The 16695-nt window shown below is 70.6% G+C and carries 18 protein-coding genes; 7 read left to right on the forward strand and 11 right to left on the reverse strand.

All coding sequences use genetic code 11. The annotated features are described in order from the left end of the window. The 3 genes from VFW24_09055 to VFW24_09065 form a co-directional block, all read right to left on the reverse strand. The coding region (locus VFW24_09055; protein ID HEX5266910.1) for a hypothetical protein at nt 1–393 on the reverse strand (393 nt) is incomplete at its 3' end. Continuing rightward, the gene (locus VFW24_09060) at nt 390–2219 is read right to left on the reverse strand and encodes an ABC transporter ATP-binding protein (GenBank protein HEX5266911.1); all 1830 of its coding nucleotides are present in this window, start codon (nt 2217–2219) and stop codon (nt 390–392) included. The genes VFW24_09060 and VFW24_09055, both read right to left, overlap by 4 nt. Then, the gene (locus tag VFW24_09065; GenBank protein HEX5266912.1) at nt 2219–4096 is read right to left on the reverse strand and encodes an ABC transporter ATP-binding protein; all 1878 of its coding nucleotides are present in this window, start codon (nt 4094–4096) and stop codon (nt 2219–2221) included. Before VFW24_09065 ends, VFW24_09060 begins: the two co-directional genes overlap by 1 nt. A gap of 158 nt (nt 4097–4254) precedes the next feature. Here VFW24_09065 and sufB point away from each other — a divergent pair, with 158 nt between their 5' ends. After that, the gene (gene sufB / locus VFW24_09070) at nt 4255–5658 is read left to right on the forward strand and encodes a Fe-S cluster assembly protein SufB (GenBank protein ID HEX5266913.1); all 1404 of its coding nucleotides are present in this window, start codon (nt 4255–4257) and stop codon (nt 5656–5658) included. A gap of 19 nt (nt 5659–5677) precedes the next feature. On the opposite strand, the gene VFW24_09075 is transcribed toward sufB, so the two are convergent. Further along, entirely contained in the window at nt 5678–7213 is a 1536-nt protein-coding gene (locus tag VFW24_09075) for an adenylate/guanylate cyclase domain-containing protein (protein HEX5266914.1), read from the reverse strand. A gap of 63 nt (nt 7214–7276) precedes the next feature. Then, complete coding sequence (locus VFW24_09080) at nt 7277–8896, reverse strand: NAD(P)/FAD-dependent oxidoreductase (protein ID HEX5266915.1); 1620 nt, start codon at nt 8894–8896, stop codon at nt 7277–7279. 110 nt (nt 8897–9006) lie between these two features. On the opposite strand from VFW24_09080, the gene VFW24_09085 reads away from it, so the two are divergent. Further along, nucleotides 9007–9366, forward strand: a complete 360-nt coding sequence (locus VFW24_09085; protein HEX5266916.1) for a VOC family protein — start codon at nt 9007–9009, stop codon at nt 9364–9366. A gap of 64 nt (nt 9367–9430) precedes the next feature. On the opposite strand, the gene VFW24_09090 is transcribed toward VFW24_09085, so the two are convergent. After that, nucleotides 9431–9658: a hypothetical protein gene (locus VFW24_09090; GenBank protein ID HEX5266917.1), complete on the reverse strand. Its 228-nt coding sequence runs from the start codon at nt 9656–9658 to the stop codon at nt 9431–9433. 134 nt (nt 9659–9792) lie between these two features. On the opposite strand from VFW24_09090, the gene VFW24_09095 reads away from it, so the two are divergent. Both VFW24_09095 and VFW24_09100 read left to right on the forward strand, forming a co-directional pair. Beyond that, on the forward strand, nt 9793–10236 hold the full coding sequence (locus VFW24_09095; GenBank protein HEX5266918.1) for a carboxymuconolactone decarboxylase family protein: 444 nt from the start codon (nt 9793–9795) through the stop codon (nt 10234–10236). Then, a complete protein-coding gene (locus tag VFW24_09100) occupies nt 10233–10355 on the forward strand; it encodes a hypothetical protein (GenBank protein HEX5266919.1) in 123 nt (40 codons plus the stop codon). The genes VFW24_09095 and VFW24_09100 overlap by 4 nt, the downstream gene beginning before the upstream one ends. Here VFW24_09100 and VFW24_09105 read toward each other — a convergent pair. The 4 genes from VFW24_09105 to VFW24_09120 all read right to left on the reverse strand — a co-directional run bounded on the left by VFW24_09105 (nt 10340) and on the right by VFW24_09120 (nt 13612). After that, a complete protein-coding gene (locus VFW24_09105) occupies nt 10340–12358 on the reverse strand; it encodes a CocE/NonD family hydrolase (protein HEX5266920.1) in 2019 nt (672 codons plus the stop codon). The genes VFW24_09100 and VFW24_09105 overlap by 16 nt on opposite strands. A gap of 83 nt (nt 12359–12441) precedes the next feature. After that, complete coding sequence (locus VFW24_09110; protein ID HEX5266921.1) at nt 12442–12852, reverse strand: hypothetical protein; 411 nt, start codon at nt 12850–12852, stop codon at nt 12442–12444. Between the two features lie 15 nt (nt 12853–12867). Next, nucleotides 12868–13134, reverse strand: a complete 267-nt coding sequence (locus VFW24_09115) for a hypothetical protein (GenBank protein HEX5266922.1) — start codon at nt 13132–13134, stop codon at nt 12868–12870. A 10-nt stretch (nt 13135–13144) separates the two neighbouring features. Further along, complete coding sequence (locus VFW24_09120; GenBank protein HEX5266923.1) at nt 13145–13612, reverse strand: DUF5990 family protein; 468 nt, start codon at nt 13610–13612, stop codon at nt 13145–13147. 101 nt (nt 13613–13713) lie between these two features. On the opposite strand from VFW24_09120, the gene VFW24_09125 reads away from it, so the two are divergent. From VFW24_09125 to VFW24_09135, 3 genes are all read left to right on the forward strand, one after another. Further along, on the forward strand, nt 13714–14256 hold the full coding sequence (locus VFW24_09125; GenBank protein HEX5266924.1) for a class I SAM-dependent methyltransferase: 543 nt from the start codon (nt 13714–13716) through the stop codon (nt 14254–14256). Nucleotides 14257–14329: 73 nt separating this feature from the next. Further along, entirely contained in the window at nt 14330–15613 is a 1284-nt protein-coding gene (locus tag VFW24_09130) for an amidohydrolase family protein (GenBank protein HEX5266925.1), read from the forward strand. Then, nucleotides 15606–16187, forward strand: a complete 582-nt coding sequence (locus tag VFW24_09135; GenBank protein ID HEX5266926.1) for a hypothetical protein — start codon at nt 15606–15608, stop codon at nt 16185–16187. Before VFW24_09130 ends, VFW24_09135 begins: the two co-directional genes overlap by 8 nt. Before the next feature lie 39 nt (nt 16188–16226). On the opposite strand, the gene VFW24_09140 is transcribed toward VFW24_09135, so the two are convergent. After that, a complete protein-coding gene (locus tag VFW24_09140) occupies nt 16227–16535 on the reverse strand; it encodes a hypothetical protein (protein ID HEX5266927.1) in 309 nt (102 codons plus the stop codon). Nucleotides 16536–16695 lie beyond the last annotated feature (160 nt).

A 16695-nucleotide genomic window follows, 5' to 3' on the forward strand; every position in this document is an offset into this window, starting at 1 on the left:
GTTCTGGTCGAGGAGCACGACCTCGTCACCGGGTACGGCGGTGGGGTCGGTCGGGCGGTCGTCGAGGGCCGGCGGCTCGGCCGGCGCCGGCTTGCGGCAGTGGATCGGGTACTGCAGGCCCTCGACGGTGCGGTTGTAGTACCACCACCCGGAGCGCAGGGCGGGCACGGAGAGGTCGGTCTCGAGGATGCGCGCCACGATCTCGGCGTACAGACGGTCGCGCAGCCCGGCCGCGGGAGCGGTCATGGCCGCCGTGTAGGCGTTCTCCGCCTCCAGCTGGGCCGTGACGGCCGGATCGTCGCGGTCGCGGAGCCAGAACCACTCGTCGACGCGGGTGTCCCCGTGGGCGGTGATGCGGTGGGGGCGGGGCTCGGGCCGGGGGGCCTCGCTCAAGCGGTCACGCCCAGGCCGCCCGCCCACGACTCGTAGAGGGCGCTGTAGCGGCCACCCCGGCCCATCAGCTCGTCGTGGGTGCCGACCTCGACCACCTGGCCGTCGTCGACGACCGCCACCCGGTCCGCCCGCCGGGCGGTGGACAGCCGGTGGGCTATCACGATCACCGTCCGTCCCTCCATCAGTGCGCCCATGGCCTCCTCGACGGCGGACTCGGTCCCCGGGTCGAGGTTGGAGGTGGCCTCGTCGAGGATCAGCACGTCGGGGTTGGCCAGGGCCGCCCGGGCCAGCGACACCAGCTGGCGCTCCCCGGCCGACAGGCGCGAGCCGCGCTCGCGCACCTCGGTCTCGAGACCCTCGGGGAACGACGCGAAGCGCTCCAGCGCCCCGATGAGGCCCAGGGCGTCGCTGACCTCGTCGTCCGTGGCGCCCTCCCGGCCGAGCCGGACGTTCTCGCGGATGGTGCCGTGGAACAGGAACCCCTCCTGGGGCACGACGGTGATGCGCCGGCGCAGTGACCCGAGGGTGGCGTCGCGCACGTCGACCCCGCCGTAGGTCACCCGGCCCTCGGTCGGGTCGTAGAAGCGGGCCAGCAGCTTGGCCACCGTCGACTTGCCCGCCCCCGTCGGTCCGACCAGCGCCACCCGCTCCCCGAAGTCGATCTCCAGGCCGACGTTGCGCAGGACCGGCTCGGTCTCCCCGGGGCGGTACGAGAAAGTGACGTCCTCGAGGGCCAGGTGGCCGTGGGCGGGCAGGTCGACGGCGCCGGGGCGCTCGGAGATGGCGGGACGGACGTCGAGCAGGGTGTAGATCTTGAACAGGGCCGCCCCGGCCTGCTGGATCAGGTTGAACAGCTGGCTGATCTGCTGGATGGGGGTGATCAGCAGCGAGAGGAACAGGATGAAGGCCCCGACGGTGCCGACCGTGGTCATCCCGTGCACGACCATCAGCCCACCCACCCCGACGATGGCGGCGGTGGCGAACGACGTGGTGAACTCGATGATCGGGAAGTACCGGGCCGAGATGCGGACGGCCTCCACGTTGGCGTCGAGCTGCTCCCGGTTGTGGCCGCGGAAACGGCCCACCATCTGGTCCTCCCGGCCGAAGGCCTGGATCACCCGCACCCCGCTGATCGACTCCTGGAAGGTCGACAGGGTCTGGCCGATCCGGTCGCGAACGGTCAGGTAGGCGGCGTTGGAGTCCCGCCGGAAGCGGCGGCTGGCGCGGATCACCCACGGCAGCAGGGCCATGCACACGAGGAACAGGAGCGGGGACAGGACCAGCATCACGACGATCGAGGTGACGAACAGCAGGGAGCTCACCACGAAGACCAGGAGCCCCTGCTGCACGAGCATCTCGAGGGCGTCGATGTCCTGGGTCATGCGCGAGACCAGCTTCCCGGTCTGCTCGGTGTCGAAGAACGACATCGACAGGGCCAGGATGTGCCCGAAGACGCGGTTGCGGAGGTCCCGCAGGAACGACTCCCCGACCCGGTTCACCATCAGGATCTGGGCCCGCTCGCTCACCGCCATCACGGCGGCGGTGAAGATGTACACGAGGGCCGCCCCCTCGATCACCCCGACGTGGACGTGACCGGGCCTGATCCCGTGGTCGATGGCGAAGCGCAGGAGCAGCGGGCCGGCCTCGGTGCACACGGCGTAGATCACCAGCACCAGCACGGCGGCCAGGAGGGCCCGGCGATACGGTCGCAGGAGCCGGGCCGTCCGGCGCACCACCTGGGTGGCCTCGGCCGTGCCGATCCGGTCCTCCTCCTCGAGGGCGGACGCACCCCACCAGCCCCCGCCGCCGCCTCCTCCGCCCCGCATCAGGCCGGCACCTCCTCGGCCCCGGCCAGATGGGCCCGGGCCACGTCGATGGCCGCCCCCTGGGCCAGTACCTCGCGGTAGCGATCGTTCCCGGCGGCCAGCGACTCGTGGGTCCCTTCAGCGACGATCCGGCCGCCGTCGACCAGCACCACCCGCTGGGCCAGGGCGATCGTCGCCGGGCGGTGGGCGATGACGATGGTCGTCCGCCCCGTCATCACCTGGGTCAAAGCGTCGCGGATCTCGTGCTCCTTGGTGGCGTCGACCGACGAGGTGGCGTCGTCGAGCACCAGGACGCGTGGGTCGGCCAGGATGGCCCGGGCCAGGGCCAGGCGCTGGCGCTGGCCCCCCGACAGCGACAGGCCCCGCTCCCCGAGCATGGTGTCGTAACCGCCGGGCAGGTCGGAGATGAACTCGTGGGCCCCGGCCAGCTCGGCGGCCCGCACCACCCGCTCGAACGGAGTGTCCGGCTCGGCGAAGGCGATGTTCTCGGCCACGCTCGTCGAGAACAGGAAGGTGTCCTCGAACACGATGGCCACCGCCCGGCGCAGCCGGCGCAGCTGGACGTCCCGGATGTCGGCGCCGTCGAGGGTGACCCGCCCTGACTCCGGGTCGTAGAACCGGGCCAGCAGGCGGGCCACGGTGCTCTTGCCCGACCCGGTGGCGCCCACCAGCGCCACCGACTCCCCCGGGCGGATGACCAGGTCGAGGCCGTCGAGCACGGGGCGGCCGCCCTCCCCGTAGGAGAACGACACCTGCTCGAAGCGGACCTCGCCCTGCCCATCCGGAAGGGGCCGGGCGTGGGGGTCGTCGTAGATCTTGGGGTCGGCGTCGAGGATCTCCTTCACCCTCTGGGACGAGGCGACCGCCCGCTGCGCCTGGGCAATGATCTGCCCCACCATCTGCAGCGGCCCCACGAGCATGACCACGTAGAGGTTGAACGCCACCAGGTCCCCGAGACTCAGGCGGTGGTGGGCGACGGCCACCCCGCCGTACCACAGGACGAACGCGAGCGACAGGGCCGGGAGCACGTCGAGCAGGGGGTTGAAGAAGGCCCGGATCCGGGCCAGGTCGATGATCCGGTCGTAGATGCGGTCGGCCTGGACGGCCAGCTGGCGGGCCTGGGTGCTCTCGGCCCCGAAGCCCTTCACCGCCCGGATCCCGGTGACGGTCTCCTCGACGACGGTGGACAGACCGGACAGCTCGTGCTGGAGGGTCATCGACACCGGGTGGATCCGGTTCGAGTAGCGCTTGGCCGCCAGGTTGAGGATCGGCAGCGACGCCAGGGCGATCAGGGCCAGGGTGGCGTTGATGTAGAAGAGGATCGCCGTCACCGACAGGATCGTCAGGATGTTGGCGATGGTGATGGGGATCATCACCACGAACTGGTTGATCTGCTGGAGGTCGGTGGCGGCCCGGGCCATCAGCTGGCCCGTCTGGGCGTGGTCGTGGAACCGGAAGTCGAGGCGCTGGAGGTTGCCGAACATGTCCTCGCGCAGGTCGGTCTCGACCCGGTACGCCACCGCGAAGGCGAGGTAGCGCCGGATCCCGGAGCAGGTGGCCGACAGGCCGCCGAGGAGGAGGATGGCCACTCCCCACCAGGCCAGCTCGCTCAGGTGGTGGTGGTCGGGCTGGTGCCGGTTGGACTGGGCCAGGCCCTGGACGAGGTTGATGGCGCCGGCGGTCAGCAGGGGGATGGCCACCCGCAGGACCGTCCAGAGCTGCCCGGCCAGGACGCCGAGGGCCACGAGGCGGCGGTTGCGGCCGGTCATCCGGGAGAGGAGCCGCCACCCCTCTCTCGGCGTGGTCCCGCCGGCCTCCTGCTGCTCGTCGTCGGCCCTCTCCGAGCCGTTCCTGGCGGCTGCACCGTCTGCGGACACCCCGGGAGTCTATTTACTTCGAGGGTCGAACCTTCCCGGTTTCCCGGGCCCCGGTTGGGCTCCGCCGGGGGGGAAGGGGGGCCGGGGGGGATTTGTTACTATCGCCATAGGGGAAATTCCCCCACGACGGACGCCTCCAGGGGGAGGGAACGCAGCCCATGGCCATCCAGGAACCACTCGACCTAGGCCGGTACAAGCTGGGCTGGAGCGACGCCGAGGACTACGTCTTCAAGCCCAAGAAGGGCCTCTCCGAGGACATCGTCCGGGAGATGTCCTGGATGAAGGGGGAGCCCGACTGGATGCGGGACTTCCGCCTCAAGTCCCTCAGGCACTTCGAGCGCCGGCCCATGGCGCCCTGGTTCGCCGACCGGATGCCGGACCTGGACTTCAACGACATCTACTACTACATCAAGCCCACCGACAAGCAGGTCAACGCCTGGGACCAGCTGCCCGACTCGGTCAAGGCCACCTACGAGAAGCTGGGCATCCCCGAGGCCGAGCGGAAGTATCTGGCAGGCGTCACGGCACAGTACGAATCGGAAGTCGTCTACCACCGCAACCGGGAGGACCTGGAGGCGCAGGGTGTCCTGTTCAGCGACATGGACACCGGGATCCGGGAGTACCCCGAGATCGTCAAGAAGTACTTCGGGACCCTCATCCCGCCCAACGACAACAAGTTCGCGGCGCTGAACTCGGCGGTGTGGTCCGGTGGCTCGTTCATCTACGTCCCGCCCGGCGTCAAGGTCGACATGCCGCTGCAGGCGTACTTCCGGATCAACGCCGAGAACATGGGTCAGTTCGAGCGGACCCTGATCATCGCGGACGAGGGTGCCCAGGTGCACTACATCGAGGGCTGCTCGGCTCCGGTGTACACGACCGACTCCCTGCACTCCGCCGTCGTCGAGCTCGTGGCCCTGCCGGGATCACGCATCACGTACACGACCATCCAGAACTGGTCGAACAACGTGTACAACCTCGTGACGAAGCGGGCGCGGGCCGAGGCCGAGGCCCGCGTCGAATGGATCGACGGGAACATCGGCTCGCGGCTCACTATGAAGTACCCGTCGGTGTACCTCATGGGTCCCAAGGCGTCGGGCGAGGTCCTCTCCGTGGCCTACGCCGGGCCCGGCCAGCACCAGGACGCCGGGGCCAAGATGATCCACGCCGCGCCGGAGACGACGTCCACCATCATCTCGAAGTCGATCTCCAAGGACGGTGGGCGCACCTCGTACCGGGGTCTCGTCCGGGTCGAGGAGGGAGCCGAGAACTCCAAGAGCTTCGTGCGCTGCGACGCCCTGATGCTCGACGACGAGAGCCGGTCCGACACCTACCCGTACATGGAGGTGGCGGAGGAGGACGCCCGCATCGGCCACGAGGCCACGGTCTCGAAGGTCGGGGACGACCAGCTCTTCTATCTGATGAGCCGGGGTCTCTCCGAGCAGCAGGCCATGGGCATGATCGTCAACGGCTTCATCGAGCCGATCACCCGGACCCTGCCGATGGAGTACGCGGTGGAGTGGAGCCGCCTGATCGAGCTGCAGATGGAGGGCTCGGTCGGCTAGGCCGTCCGGGCCGGGTCGCTCAGGCGGGCTCGTACAGCTCCGTCTCACGGTCGCGTCCTCTGAGCAGGCGCGAGCCGCAGTGTCGCCAGCGCCCGCCCTCGTCTCCCGAAGCATTGACGACTGCGCCGCTGGCGAGGACCCGGGCCGGGGTCTGTTTCGCCTCCTCGCTCAGACGGGCCGCCTCGTTCACGGGATCCCCGATGACCGTGTACTCGTACCGGTCCTCGGCCCCGATGTTGCCCGCCACCACCGACCCGCTGGAGATCCCGGTCCCGGCGTCGAAGCCCGGGTGACTCCGGGCCAGGGCCTCGATCTCGCCCCGCAGCTTGCGGGCCGTTCGCAGGGCGGCGGCGGCGTGGTGGTCATGACCAGACGGGGGTCCGAACACACAGAGGGCGGCGTCGCCTTCGAACTTGTTGACCCAGCCACCCTCCTCGCCCGCACAACGCACGACGGCCGAGAAGAACAGGTTGAGCAGGTCGACCACCTCGTGGGGAGCGAGGCTCTGGGCCATGCCCGTGGAGCCGATGAGATCGACGAACAGCACACTGGCGTCCCGGAGCTCGCCACCCATGGCGCTCTCGTCGCTCAGGGCCAGGCGGGCCACCTCCAGCCCGACGTGGCGGCCGAACAGGTCCCGGATCCGCTGCCTCTCGGCCAGTGCGGTCACCATCCGGTTGAAGCCGGCCTGGAGCAGACCCACCTCACCGCCATCGTCGACTCTGACCTCCACGGTGAGGTCCCCGTCCTCGACCTGCCGCTGCGAGCGACGCAGGACGTGGATCGGATCGACGACCGAGCGTGACGCGATCATGGTCAGGCCGAAGCCCACGGCCAGGGCGATGGCGCCGACGATCAGCACCGGCACGGCCAGCCCGGCACGCTGGCTCGCCGATAGACCGGCCGGGGCGGCGACGATGACGATCACGGGAACCCCGGCCCCCAGGGCCCAGGTCAGCAGCAGGCGGCGCTGGAGGCCGATGCGCCCGCCCCGCCCGGTCGCCTCCCCCGCCAGGGCCAGGGCGAAGATCGGGCGGTTGTAGCGCTCGAGGAGCAGGAACGAGACCGCCGAGCTCGTCAGGCCCCCGAGGGCGATACCCAGGGCGGTGCGGAGGGAGTAGGCGACGTCGTTGCCGAAGCCGAGGTTGAGACCCAGGAAGAGGGCCGACCCACCCAGCCACCAGGCCAGGATGCGACGGGCCAGCACCCACGGGTAGTCGAACACCTCGCCGACCTCGGCCGGCTCGGGCTCCCGGCGCTGGCCGATCCAGCCGAACGACCGCTCGAGCCGGCGCCGGTTCAGGCCGTCCTCGACCAGCACGGCCAGGGCGAGGTAGACGACGAGGACCACGGCCGGCAGGACGTTGTTGCGGACGAAGCTCGGCGCGTTGAAGCTCGATGCGGGCAGGCCCACCACCACGGCTTCGAGGGCGACCAGGGCGGCGCCGGCCACGTTGGCGGCGATGATGACCAACCGGATCCTGACGTCGCGCTGGAGAGCTTCGGCTTCGGACCACAGGTCCTCCGCCGGAGGCGACTCGGGTCTCACGGACACCGGGCTGATCGTACGTGGGCCGGGACCGGACCACTCGGGACCGCGGCGGGGGCCGCCCCGGCGTCAGGTCAGGACGAAGCCCTCGTACCCGGCGGCGACAACCTCTTCGCACTTCTGGCGGTAGGCCGGGAGTCCGCCGACGTACGGCATGTGGAACCGCTTCTTGCCGGCCACGTTGGCGCCGACGTACCAGGAGTTGCACGCGTCGGACGCCCGTACCAGCCCGGTGACGATCGACGTGGCGTGGTCGACCCAGGCCTCCTGGGCCTCGCGAGAGGCCTCGATGCTGCGCCGATCGTGGTCACGCAGGTAGACCAGACAGTCGGTGATCCAGTCGACGTGCTGCTCGATGGCCACCATCATGTTGGTCAGGACCGAGGGACTCCCCGGGCCCGTGATCGTGAACAGGTTCGGGAAGCCGGCCACTTGGAGCCCCAGGTAGCTGCCCGGGCCCTCGGTGCTCCAGAACTCCTGCAGCGACCGACCCTCCCGACCACGCACGTCGATCCGGTTGAGGGCTCCCGTCATGGCGTCGAAGCCGGTGGCCATCACGAGGACGTCGAGGTCGATGCCCCTCTTGTCGGTGTGGATCCCGGCCGATCGTACCTCCACGATCGGCTCGCGGCGGAGATCGACGAGGGTGACGTTGTCGCAGTTGAAGGACGCGAAGTAGCCGATGTCGAGGATCTGGCGCTTGCAGCCCAGCGGGTAGTGCGGGATCAGGGACTCCGCCACGTCGGGATCCTTGACCTCCCTGCGCACCAGCTCGCCGTACAGCTCCGTGCCGGCCCGGTTGGCCTCCAGGTCGAACATGACGTCGGCCCACGCCCCCGGGGCGGTCCAGCCCAGGTCCTCTAGCACGGCCAGGCGCTCCTCCCGCGGGGTGTCCAGGATCCGGCGGGACGGGGGTGTGATGCCCTCGAAGGAAACGGCTCCGAAGCTCACCAGCCCGGCGTAGGCGGCACGCTGACGGCGGCGCAGTCCGTCGTAGTCGGCCTTGACGGCGTCGAGCTCGCCGGGTTGCAGCGGCCGGTTGTTGGCCGGCCGGGTGTAGGCGGCGGAGCGCTGGAAGACGTAGAGGTGCTCGGCCTGCTCGGCGATGACCGGGATGGACTGCACCCCGGACGATCCCGTTCCCACCACCCCGACGCGGAGGTCGGTGAAGTCGAAGCCCTCCTTCGGGAACCGGTTGGTGTACAGGGTCGCGCCGGTGAACGACGACAGCCCCGGGATGTCCGGTTCCAGAGGAGCGGACAGGCAACCGGTTGCGGCGATGACCCACCGGGCCACGAAGCGGTCGGGGCCGTCCGTCTCGACCGACCAGCTGGCGTCGGCCTCGTCGTAAGTGAGAGTCGTGACGCGGGTGTCCAGCTGGATGTCCCGGCGCAGGTCCAGCCGGTCGGCCACGAAGTTCAGGTAGGCCTCGATCTCGGGCTGGGCCGGCATGAGCTCGGTCCACTCCCACTCCTGCTCGATCTCCTTGCTGAAGCTGTAGGAGTACTCGATGCTCTGGACGTCGCACCGGGCCCCCGGATAGCGGTTCCAGTACCAGGTGCCACCGACCCCGTCACCCTTCTCCAGGGCCCGGACCGAGAACCCTCTCTCCCGCAGGAGATGGACGGCATAGAGCCCGGCTACGCCCGCTCCGATGACGATGACATCGAATCGTCGAGGTGCCGCCATGGCCGGCATCGTACCGGGAACCACCCGGGGCCGACCGGGGAAGAATCCGACTTCCCGCTCCGGCCCGATCTTTCGGGTCTGGGGCCCAGCCAGCAGCATCAGGAGGAACCATGCGACCAACCAGAGTGATGGCCAACCTGTCCGTGCCGGACATCACCAAGGCCCGGGAGTTCTACGCGGACTACCTCGGGCTCACGACCGAGGCGTTCAACCTCGGCTGGGTGACCCGCCTCGAGTCTCCGGACGGCCGGGCCGCCGTGCAGCTGGTCACCCGGGACGCCACGGCTCCGTATGACTCGGTCGTCTCCGTGGCCGTGGGCGCCCATGTGGACGAGGCGTACGAGGAGGCGCGTCGCAGGGGATACGAGATCGTCCATCCGCTGACGACCGAGGAGTGGGGGGTCCGGCGGTTCTTCGTCCGGGCGCCCGACGGCAACGTGATCAACGTGGTGAGCCACTCCGACGACTGAGCCGGGCGGCCCCGGATGCCCGGATGACGGCGGCCCCCGCGGCCGCCGTCATCATCGGCATGGGTCACGCCTCCGGAAGCTCGGCGAAGCGCCGCTTGGCGTCCCGGTACCAACCCATTCCGGCGATGGGATGGCGCCACCTTCCCTTCATCGCCTTCAGGGCGTCCTCATGGGCATGGTCGCCGCCGGCCACCACTTCCTTGAGGTGCCGGTCCTGGGCCTTGATGACGTCGTCAGCCGAGCTGCCCCGGTGAGCAAGGTCGCAGGGACCGCCCAACTCCTTGCAGGTCATCGTATTCAACGGTTCCTCCTGGTCGGTAGGTGTTCTGTTCCAGTACGGCCAGATTGACGCGCCGGCGGCCCCGGATGTGACAGGCCGGTCACAGATCAGCGGTCTGGTGCGTCATAAGGGGCATGACAGCGAGAATGGACAACCCAGCCCAGCACCTGCCCGACGCGATGAAGGGGATCCAGTCCCTCATCAAGGCGGCCCACGGCGCCGGGGTGCCCCGGACCACCCTGGAGCTGGCCCACCTCCGGGCCAGCCAGGTCAACGGATGCAGCCCCTGTGTCTACAGCGGGGCCATCAGCGCCAAGAAGGCGGGGGAGAGCGACGAGCGCCTCTTCGCCGTGGCGGCCTGGCGGGAGACGGACCTGTTCACCGCGGCGGAGAGGGCCGCTCTGGCCCTGGCCGAGTCGATGACCCGCCTGTCGGACCGGGAGGATGCGGTGCCCGACGCGGTATGGGACGACGCCGCTCGGCACTTCGACGACAAGGAGCTGGCCGGCCTGGTCCTCTGGATCGCCACGACCAACCTGTTCAACCGGATCAACGCCGCCACGAGACAACAGGCCGGCACCGTCTGGTGAACGAGAAGACGATGCACGTCAACCCCGGCGGCCACGTGCAGATCCCGCTGTTCGAGCGGGACGCCTACGAGGCCTTCTTCGCCCGCCACCTGGGGCGCCCCGCTCAGCCTCCGGGCTGAACGTCCAGCTCGAGGTAGGAGGGCCCGGCCGGGGAGCGCTCGAGGGTGTAGACGCCGCCGGCGAGGTTGGCCGCCTCCGGTGCCGTCGGGCTGAGGTGGGGGCTGTCGGCGGTGCTGATGGTCACGCGGATGGAGTGGCCGGCGGCGATGGTGGCGAGGGTCGGGAAGATCTCGACGTCGTAGCGGGTGAGCTGGCCCGGCCCGACCGCCCGCGATGAGCCCTCGGTGTACGGGTGGTAGGGGATGAGATAGCCGCCCCCGGGTGTGGCCCAGCTCCGGGTGGGGTCGACGGCCCGCAACGATCCGAGCAGAGCGCCCTCGGTGAGGGGGGTGGCGGTGCCGTCGGGGGCCACGTCTTCCACCTCGACCACCCACTCCGTGTCGGCCGAGGTGGCCGAGGCGTACAGGGTGGCCGATAGCGGCCCGGCGATGCGCTCCGGATGGGGGAGGGGAGCCGAGGTGTAGGACGCCGACGTGGCCGGGTTGTCGGCGGACGGCGCGTCGTTGGCCGCGCACGGAGCGGTGACGCCCACCGCGGCCGAGGGAATCGACAGCGCTCCCATCGACCACTGGTCGACGGGCCGGCTGCACGGGCTGTCGGTGCCGGTCCAGGCGAGGGTGTCTGCTCCTGCCGAGGCCGACGTCGGTGCGCCCGTTGTGAGCCGGCCCGCCCCCAGGTAGAGCCGCTGGGGGGTGGCACCGGTGAACGGGTAGGTCGTGGTCTCGTCCCAGCTGGAAGTGCCGAGGTCGAAGTAGTGCAGCGGCGTGGGCGTGGAGCCGACGCCGGTCTGCTCCCCCTTGAGCCACTGGTCGAACCAGGCCAGCTCGAGAGCGTCGACGTCGACGGAGGAGCCGTTGAGGTGCTCCCACGGGCCGTCGATCAGCTGGTAGCGACCGGTCACCGGCTGGCCCCGCACCATCGGCACAGCAGCGGGCCGGTGGTCGTAGGCGTTCTGGAACCCGGCGTAGTTGAGGGGCTCGCCCCGCTGGAACAGGTCGAACTCACCGCCCACGAGGTAGGCCGGGATGCCGTTGGCGACGATGGCGGAGAGGAGGCTGCCGGGATCGCGCGCCTGCCAGTACTGGCCGTCGTATGCGGTCGGCCCGCCGGCGAGCGTCTCGGCCGAGAACCCCACGTGATAGCTGGCCGTGCCGGCGACGTGGTCGGCCTCCACGCCCGCGACCTGGCCCGCCCCCCCGGCGCTACCGGGAGGGTTGCCGGCCGCGTCGGACAATGGATACGCCAGGTTGGCCCCGCCCGTCAGGCCGAGGTAGGCCTCGTCGAACTCGCTGTCGATCAGCCCGCCCATGAACGAGGTGTCGCGGTAGATGTCGTTGGCGGCCACCATGGGGAAGATGGCCTTGAGCGGCGACCGCGGGCCGATGTTCCCGGCCACCAGGAGCTGGTTGATCCCGAGGTAGGAGGGGCCGTAGGTGCCGACCCGGCCGCTGGAGTGGGGCAGCCGGGCCGCCCAGTTCACGAGGGTGATGCTGTCGGTGGTCTGCACGGGATCGAAGATCCCCCAGCTGCCGCCGGAGTCGCCCGTACCCCGCACGTCGGCGACGACCTCGATGAAGCCCCGCTGGGCGAGATAGTTGTTGGTCCCGCCGGTGGCCGCCCCGGCCCCCGGCTGCTGGGCGCTGCCGGGGGCGCTCGAGCCACCGCTCCCCTTCCCGTAGGGGGGCTGGGTCAACAACACCGGGAAGGGCCCGGCCGCGATCTTCCCCGTCTTCGGGTCGGTCGGGTAGATCACGTTGGCCCGGAGCACGGTGCCGTCGCTCATCGTCACGGGGAGGTCGTTCTGAGAGGTGGTCCCGTAGACGGCCTTCTCGGGCACCCACCGGCTGCCCGGGGCGAAGCTGGCGGCCACCACGCCGGCGGGCAGCTCGGGGTCCAGTGCCGCCGCCCCCTGGGCGCCCGACCCGGCCGCCCGGGCGGCGCCGGCGGAAACCAGCGTCAGCCCGAGGGCGGCGACCAGCCCACGACGAAGAGAAGACGGCACCTGACCTCCGGGACCCGACGACCGTGACGACCTGCGGTACTGGGTTCGGCGCCCGGCCGGCCCCCTCCTCCCCGGTCCCCTGGTCAGCCCCTCGAGAGCGCGGCCTGGACCAGGCCGACCAATACGGGATGGGGGCGGGACGGGGACGACCCCAGCTGAGGCTGGTAGAGCGTGGCCAGGAAGAAGGGATGGTCACGCCGTTCGACCGCACGGGCCTCGGTCGTGTCATCGGTGGCACTGACAACGAGCCCGGACGCTTCGAGGTGACCCCGGAAGGCGGGGTTGAGGCCGTAGCTGCAGGTCGTGCGCTCGGTGATCCGGTCGGCCCCGCCGTGAAGATCGTGCAGCCGCGTGCCCGGACGGATCCGCAGGTTCACGTCCAGACCGTCGAGCGAGCAACTCAGCAGCGACACGACCTCGGTCCCGGGTGCGCCGTACTCGGCATGGACGGCGTCTCCGATTCCCATGACGTTCCGGGCGTGCTCGACCAGCACGTGCTGGAACCCGCCTCACGTGCCGACGAGCGGGACCCCCCGCTCGCGGGCGGCGCGGATGACCCCGATGACGCCGTCCGCGTTCTCGTAGGGGCTGCCGGGACCCACGACGATCCCGTCGAACCTCTCCGCGACGAACGGGTCGATCCGGCTGGTCGCGAGCTCGGTCAGCGGAAGATCGCACGCCAGGCGATCGAGTGCATGGCGCAGAGCGGAGATGGTGGCGTCGGCGTAGCGACCGGCCACCTTCCGATCGAGCAGGACCACCAATCCGCTGCCCATGCCGACGAACCTACCGGCGGGGACCCGCCGGAGCGCTCCATTCGATACGTGGCGGCCTCACCGCCGCGCAGAGCGGCCAGCCCTTGTCGTCGGTGAGCCCCAGCCGGCCGAGGAGGATGCCGTGATCGCATGCCGACGCCATGACGTCGGTGGGGACGGCGTCGAGCCGCAGCTTGGCCCGGCGGAACATGCGGAAGGTCCCGGGTTGGACCGCTCCCCACGTGATGTAGACGAAGCGTTTGCCCGGGGAGCCCTGGATCTGAGGACCGCGCAGATCCGGCGCCGGAGGAGGCGCGACCACATCACAGGTCAGGTCCCAAGCCGCGGCGTCGGCATCGGCTGCGACCAGGCCGAAGAGGTCCTGCTGCCCCTTGCGGCCCTGGACGGCCACATGGATGTTGTGATGGCCGCCGGGGAAGTCGGGCTCCGGCCCGCAGGTGCGGCCCGGCAGGTCGTAGCCCTCGACCCGGATGATCACCGCTCGATGATCGTTGATCGGGCCGTGTCCGTCGATAGCGGGCCGACCCCGTCAGGGAAGATGGGCCGGATCAATCGAGGCGGCGGAGGAAGACATCGATCGTGGGCTTCGACGAGCTCGTGGCGGAGGGTCAGGCCGAACCCACGGCGGGCTGGGACTTCTCCTGGTTCGAGGGCCGGGCCACCGAGCAGCGCCCCTCCTGGGGCTACGCCAACCAGCTGGGACATCGGGTGGCCCGGTCCACCGCCGTGCTGGACGTCCAGACCGGGGGCGGAGAGGTCTTCGGCGAGGTCCTCGACCGGGTCGGGCCTCCCGCGGTGGTCGCCGCCACCGAGTCCTGGGCGCCCAACGTCGCCCGGGCCCGGAACCGGCTGCGCCCCTTCGGGGCCGAGGTGGCCGAGGTGGCCGATGAGGCCGTCCTGCCCTTCCCCTCCGCCCGCTTCGACCTCGTGGCAAGCCGGCATCCCACTGTCGTGATCTGGGACGAGATCGCCCAGGTGCTGAGGTCCGGCGGGTCGTACTTCTCCCAGCAGGTGGGGTCGGGCTCGAACCGGGAGCTGACCGATTTCATGTTGGGCCCGCAACCGGTGTCGGGGCGGCGTCCGGACAGCTCGGGCTGGCCACCCCCGGCGGGCGAGGGTTGAGCCCCCGGCCCCTAGCGGGGCGCCAGGGCCCGAAATAGAGTCCATTCCACTTTGGCCCGCCAGGAGGCGAAAAATGACCGTAGACGCGCCGTCTGTCGACTCCGCCGCACCGGGTCTGGCCGGCGGCCACCACGTGGTCATCACGGCCGACAGCCATGCCGGCGCCAGCCACGCCCAGTACAGGGAGTTCCTCGAGAGCGAGTACCTGGAGGACTTCGACGCCTGGCGGAACCGGTACCAGAACCCCTACCGGGATCTGGCACCCGGTGACGACCGCCGGCTGCGGAACTGGGACAACGACATGCGCAACTCCCAGCAGGACGCCGACGGCGTGGTGGGGGAGGTCATATTCCCCAACACCGTCCCGCCGTTCTTCCCGGGCTTCGTGCTCTTTGCCCCTCCTCCCAACCCGGAGGACTACGAGCACCGCCTGGCCGGCATCCGGGCCCACAACCGCTGGCTCGTCGACTTCTGCGCCCAGTTCCCCAACCGGCGCGTGGGCCTGGGTCAGATCTTCCTCAACGACGTCGACGACGCCATAGCCGACGCCAAGTGGATCAAGCAGAACGGGCTCAAGGGGATCCTGATCCCACCGGTCCCGCCCGACGCCCACGGGTACATCCGGCCCCTCAACGACCCGGAGTACGACCGCCTGTGGGCCGTCTGCGAGGACCTCGACATCCCCCTCCACACCCACGGAGGCACCGGGTCCCCGGCGTACCCCCGCTTCCCCTCCTCGACCATCCTCCACATCTCCGAGCTGGGCTTCTACTCCCAGCGCACCCTGGTGTGGATGATCCTGGCCGGGGTGTTCGAGCGGTTCCCCCGCCTCAAGCTGGTCCTGACCGAGCAGGGGTGCTTCTGGCTGCAGGAGATGGGACAGCGCCTCGACGGCCTCATCCGCAACGTCAAGCAGGGCAGCCAGGGGGAGCTGCGCTTCACCGCCGACATGGCGCCGCCCCGCATGGCCAGCGAGTACATCCACGACAACGTGTACCTCGGGGTGAGCATGGCCGGACCGTGGGACGTGGCCAGCCGCAACGTCGTGGCCGAGGGCCACTGGATGTGGGGCAGTGACTACCCCCACGACGAGGGCACGTACCCGTTCAGCAAGGAGCACCTGCGGGTGAGCATGCAGGGCCTGTCCCCCGAGGAGCGCAACCAGCTGCTGGCGGGCAACGCCGCCGCCCTCTACGGGTTCGACCTGGGCGCCCTGGCGGGGGAGGCCGAGCGCTTCGGACCGAGCGTCACCGAGCTCGACACCCCGCTCGAGCAGCTCCCCGACGGAGCCAACCAGGCCCTGGCGGGCCTGTTCAGCGGGACCCGGGATCCCAGGCGCCAGATGATGGTTGACTGACCACAGGGACCCCGTGGCGCTCGCCTACGTCGCCGCGACCGTTCCCGGCGGGGCGGATGGCTCTCCCCCGATAGCCGGGGAGTGGCTCCGGCTCCGCGGGGCCACGTCAGTGGGATGGGCCAGCGACGAGTCGGCCGTGGTCCTGGCCGGAGCGGATCCCACCGAGCTGGGCGCGGCCGCCACCGGGGCCGGGAGTCGTGACGCCCGCCCGTTGGCGCCGACGGCCCGCCCCACCGACCACCCCCCGGCCGTGGCGGCCGGCGTCGTGGCCCTGCGCTGGTTCGACCTCGCCGCCGCCGACTGGGACGAGTTCCTGGACCTGTCCGTCGGGGCCTGGCCGGCGTTCGAGTCCAGCTTCGACGCCACCATCCTGGGGCTGTTCCGGGCCACCGACGTCGAGGCGCCGGATGCCACGGCCCTGCTCGTGACCCACTACGCCTCGTTGGCGGTGTGGGAGGAGTCCCGGACCGTGCTCGCGGCCCGGAGCGGCTCGCTGGCCAACTCGGGCCGGCGGTTCCTGCGGCGCCACGAGATCACGCGCCGGTCGGTCGTCCGCATCGGCCGGCCGGTGTAGAGGCCCGGGAGCGGCCTTCCGCCGGCTCCCCGGCACCGATCAGTCCGGCCGCTGCGGCACCACACAGAAGGCGCCCTCGGAGAACCCGGCGGAGCGCACGCCCAGGGCCCGGTTCAGGCGGGCGCGGTGGTTCTCCCACGCCACCATGGCGGCGATCTCGGTCAGCTGGCCCCGGGTGAGGTGCCGGAGCAGCTCCTCCCGCAGCTCCTCCCGCACGTCCGCCGGCGTGCGGCACATGGCCACCGTGAGGTCCAGCACGAGGCGGTCCACCTCGGAGAAGAGGTCGGACTGGCGGTAACGGGGGACGGCGGCCATCTCCTCGTCGGTGATCCCCATCTCCCTGCTCACGGCAGAGCCGATGTCAATTCAGAACGGGCAGCCGATGAGCGACGACGCCATCAGCTGCGCCAGCAGCTTGTGCCGGGTCTCGGCGCGCGAGCTGACGATCAGGGCGCTCTCGTATCCCCCGATGGCGGCCAGCAGGGCGGGCCGGCGGACCAGCCAGCGC

Source organism: Acidimicrobiales bacterium (assembly GCA_036273495.1).
Taxonomy (GTDB): Bacteria; Actinomycetota; Acidimicrobiia; order Acidimicrobiales; family JAJPHE01; genus DASSEU01.

Coding starts and splice junctions, on each gene's coding strand:
- VFW24_09060 (HEX5266911.1), bottom strand. CDS start 2,219: ATGCGGGGCGGAGGAGGCGGCGGCGGGGGCTGGTGGGGTGCGTCCGCC.
- sufB (HEX5266913.1), top strand. CDS start 4,255: ATGGCCATCCAGGAACCACTCGACCTAGGCCGGTACAAGCTGGGCTGG.
- VFW24_09080 (HEX5266915.1), bottom strand. CDS start 8,896: ATGGCGGCACCTCGACGATTCGATGTCATCGTCATCGGAGCGGGCGTA.
- VFW24_09085 (HEX5266916.1), top strand. CDS start 9,007: ATGCGACCAACCAGAGTGATGGCCAACCTGTCCGTGCCGGACATCACC.
- VFW24_09090 (HEX5266917.1), bottom strand. CDS start 9,658: ATGACCTGCAAGGAGTTGGGCGGTCCCTGCGACCTTGCTCACCGGGGC.
- VFW24_09095 (HEX5266918.1), top strand. CDS start 9,793: ATGGACAACCCAGCCCAGCACCTGCCCGACGCGATGAAGGGGATCCAG.
- VFW24_09115 (HEX5266922.1), bottom strand. CDS start 13,134: ATGGGCAGCGGATTGGTGGTCCTGCTCGATCGGAAGGTGGCCGGTCGC.
- VFW24_09130 (HEX5266925.1), top strand. CDS start 14,330: ATGACCGTAGACGCGCCGTCTGTCGACTCCGCCGCACCGGGTCTGGCC.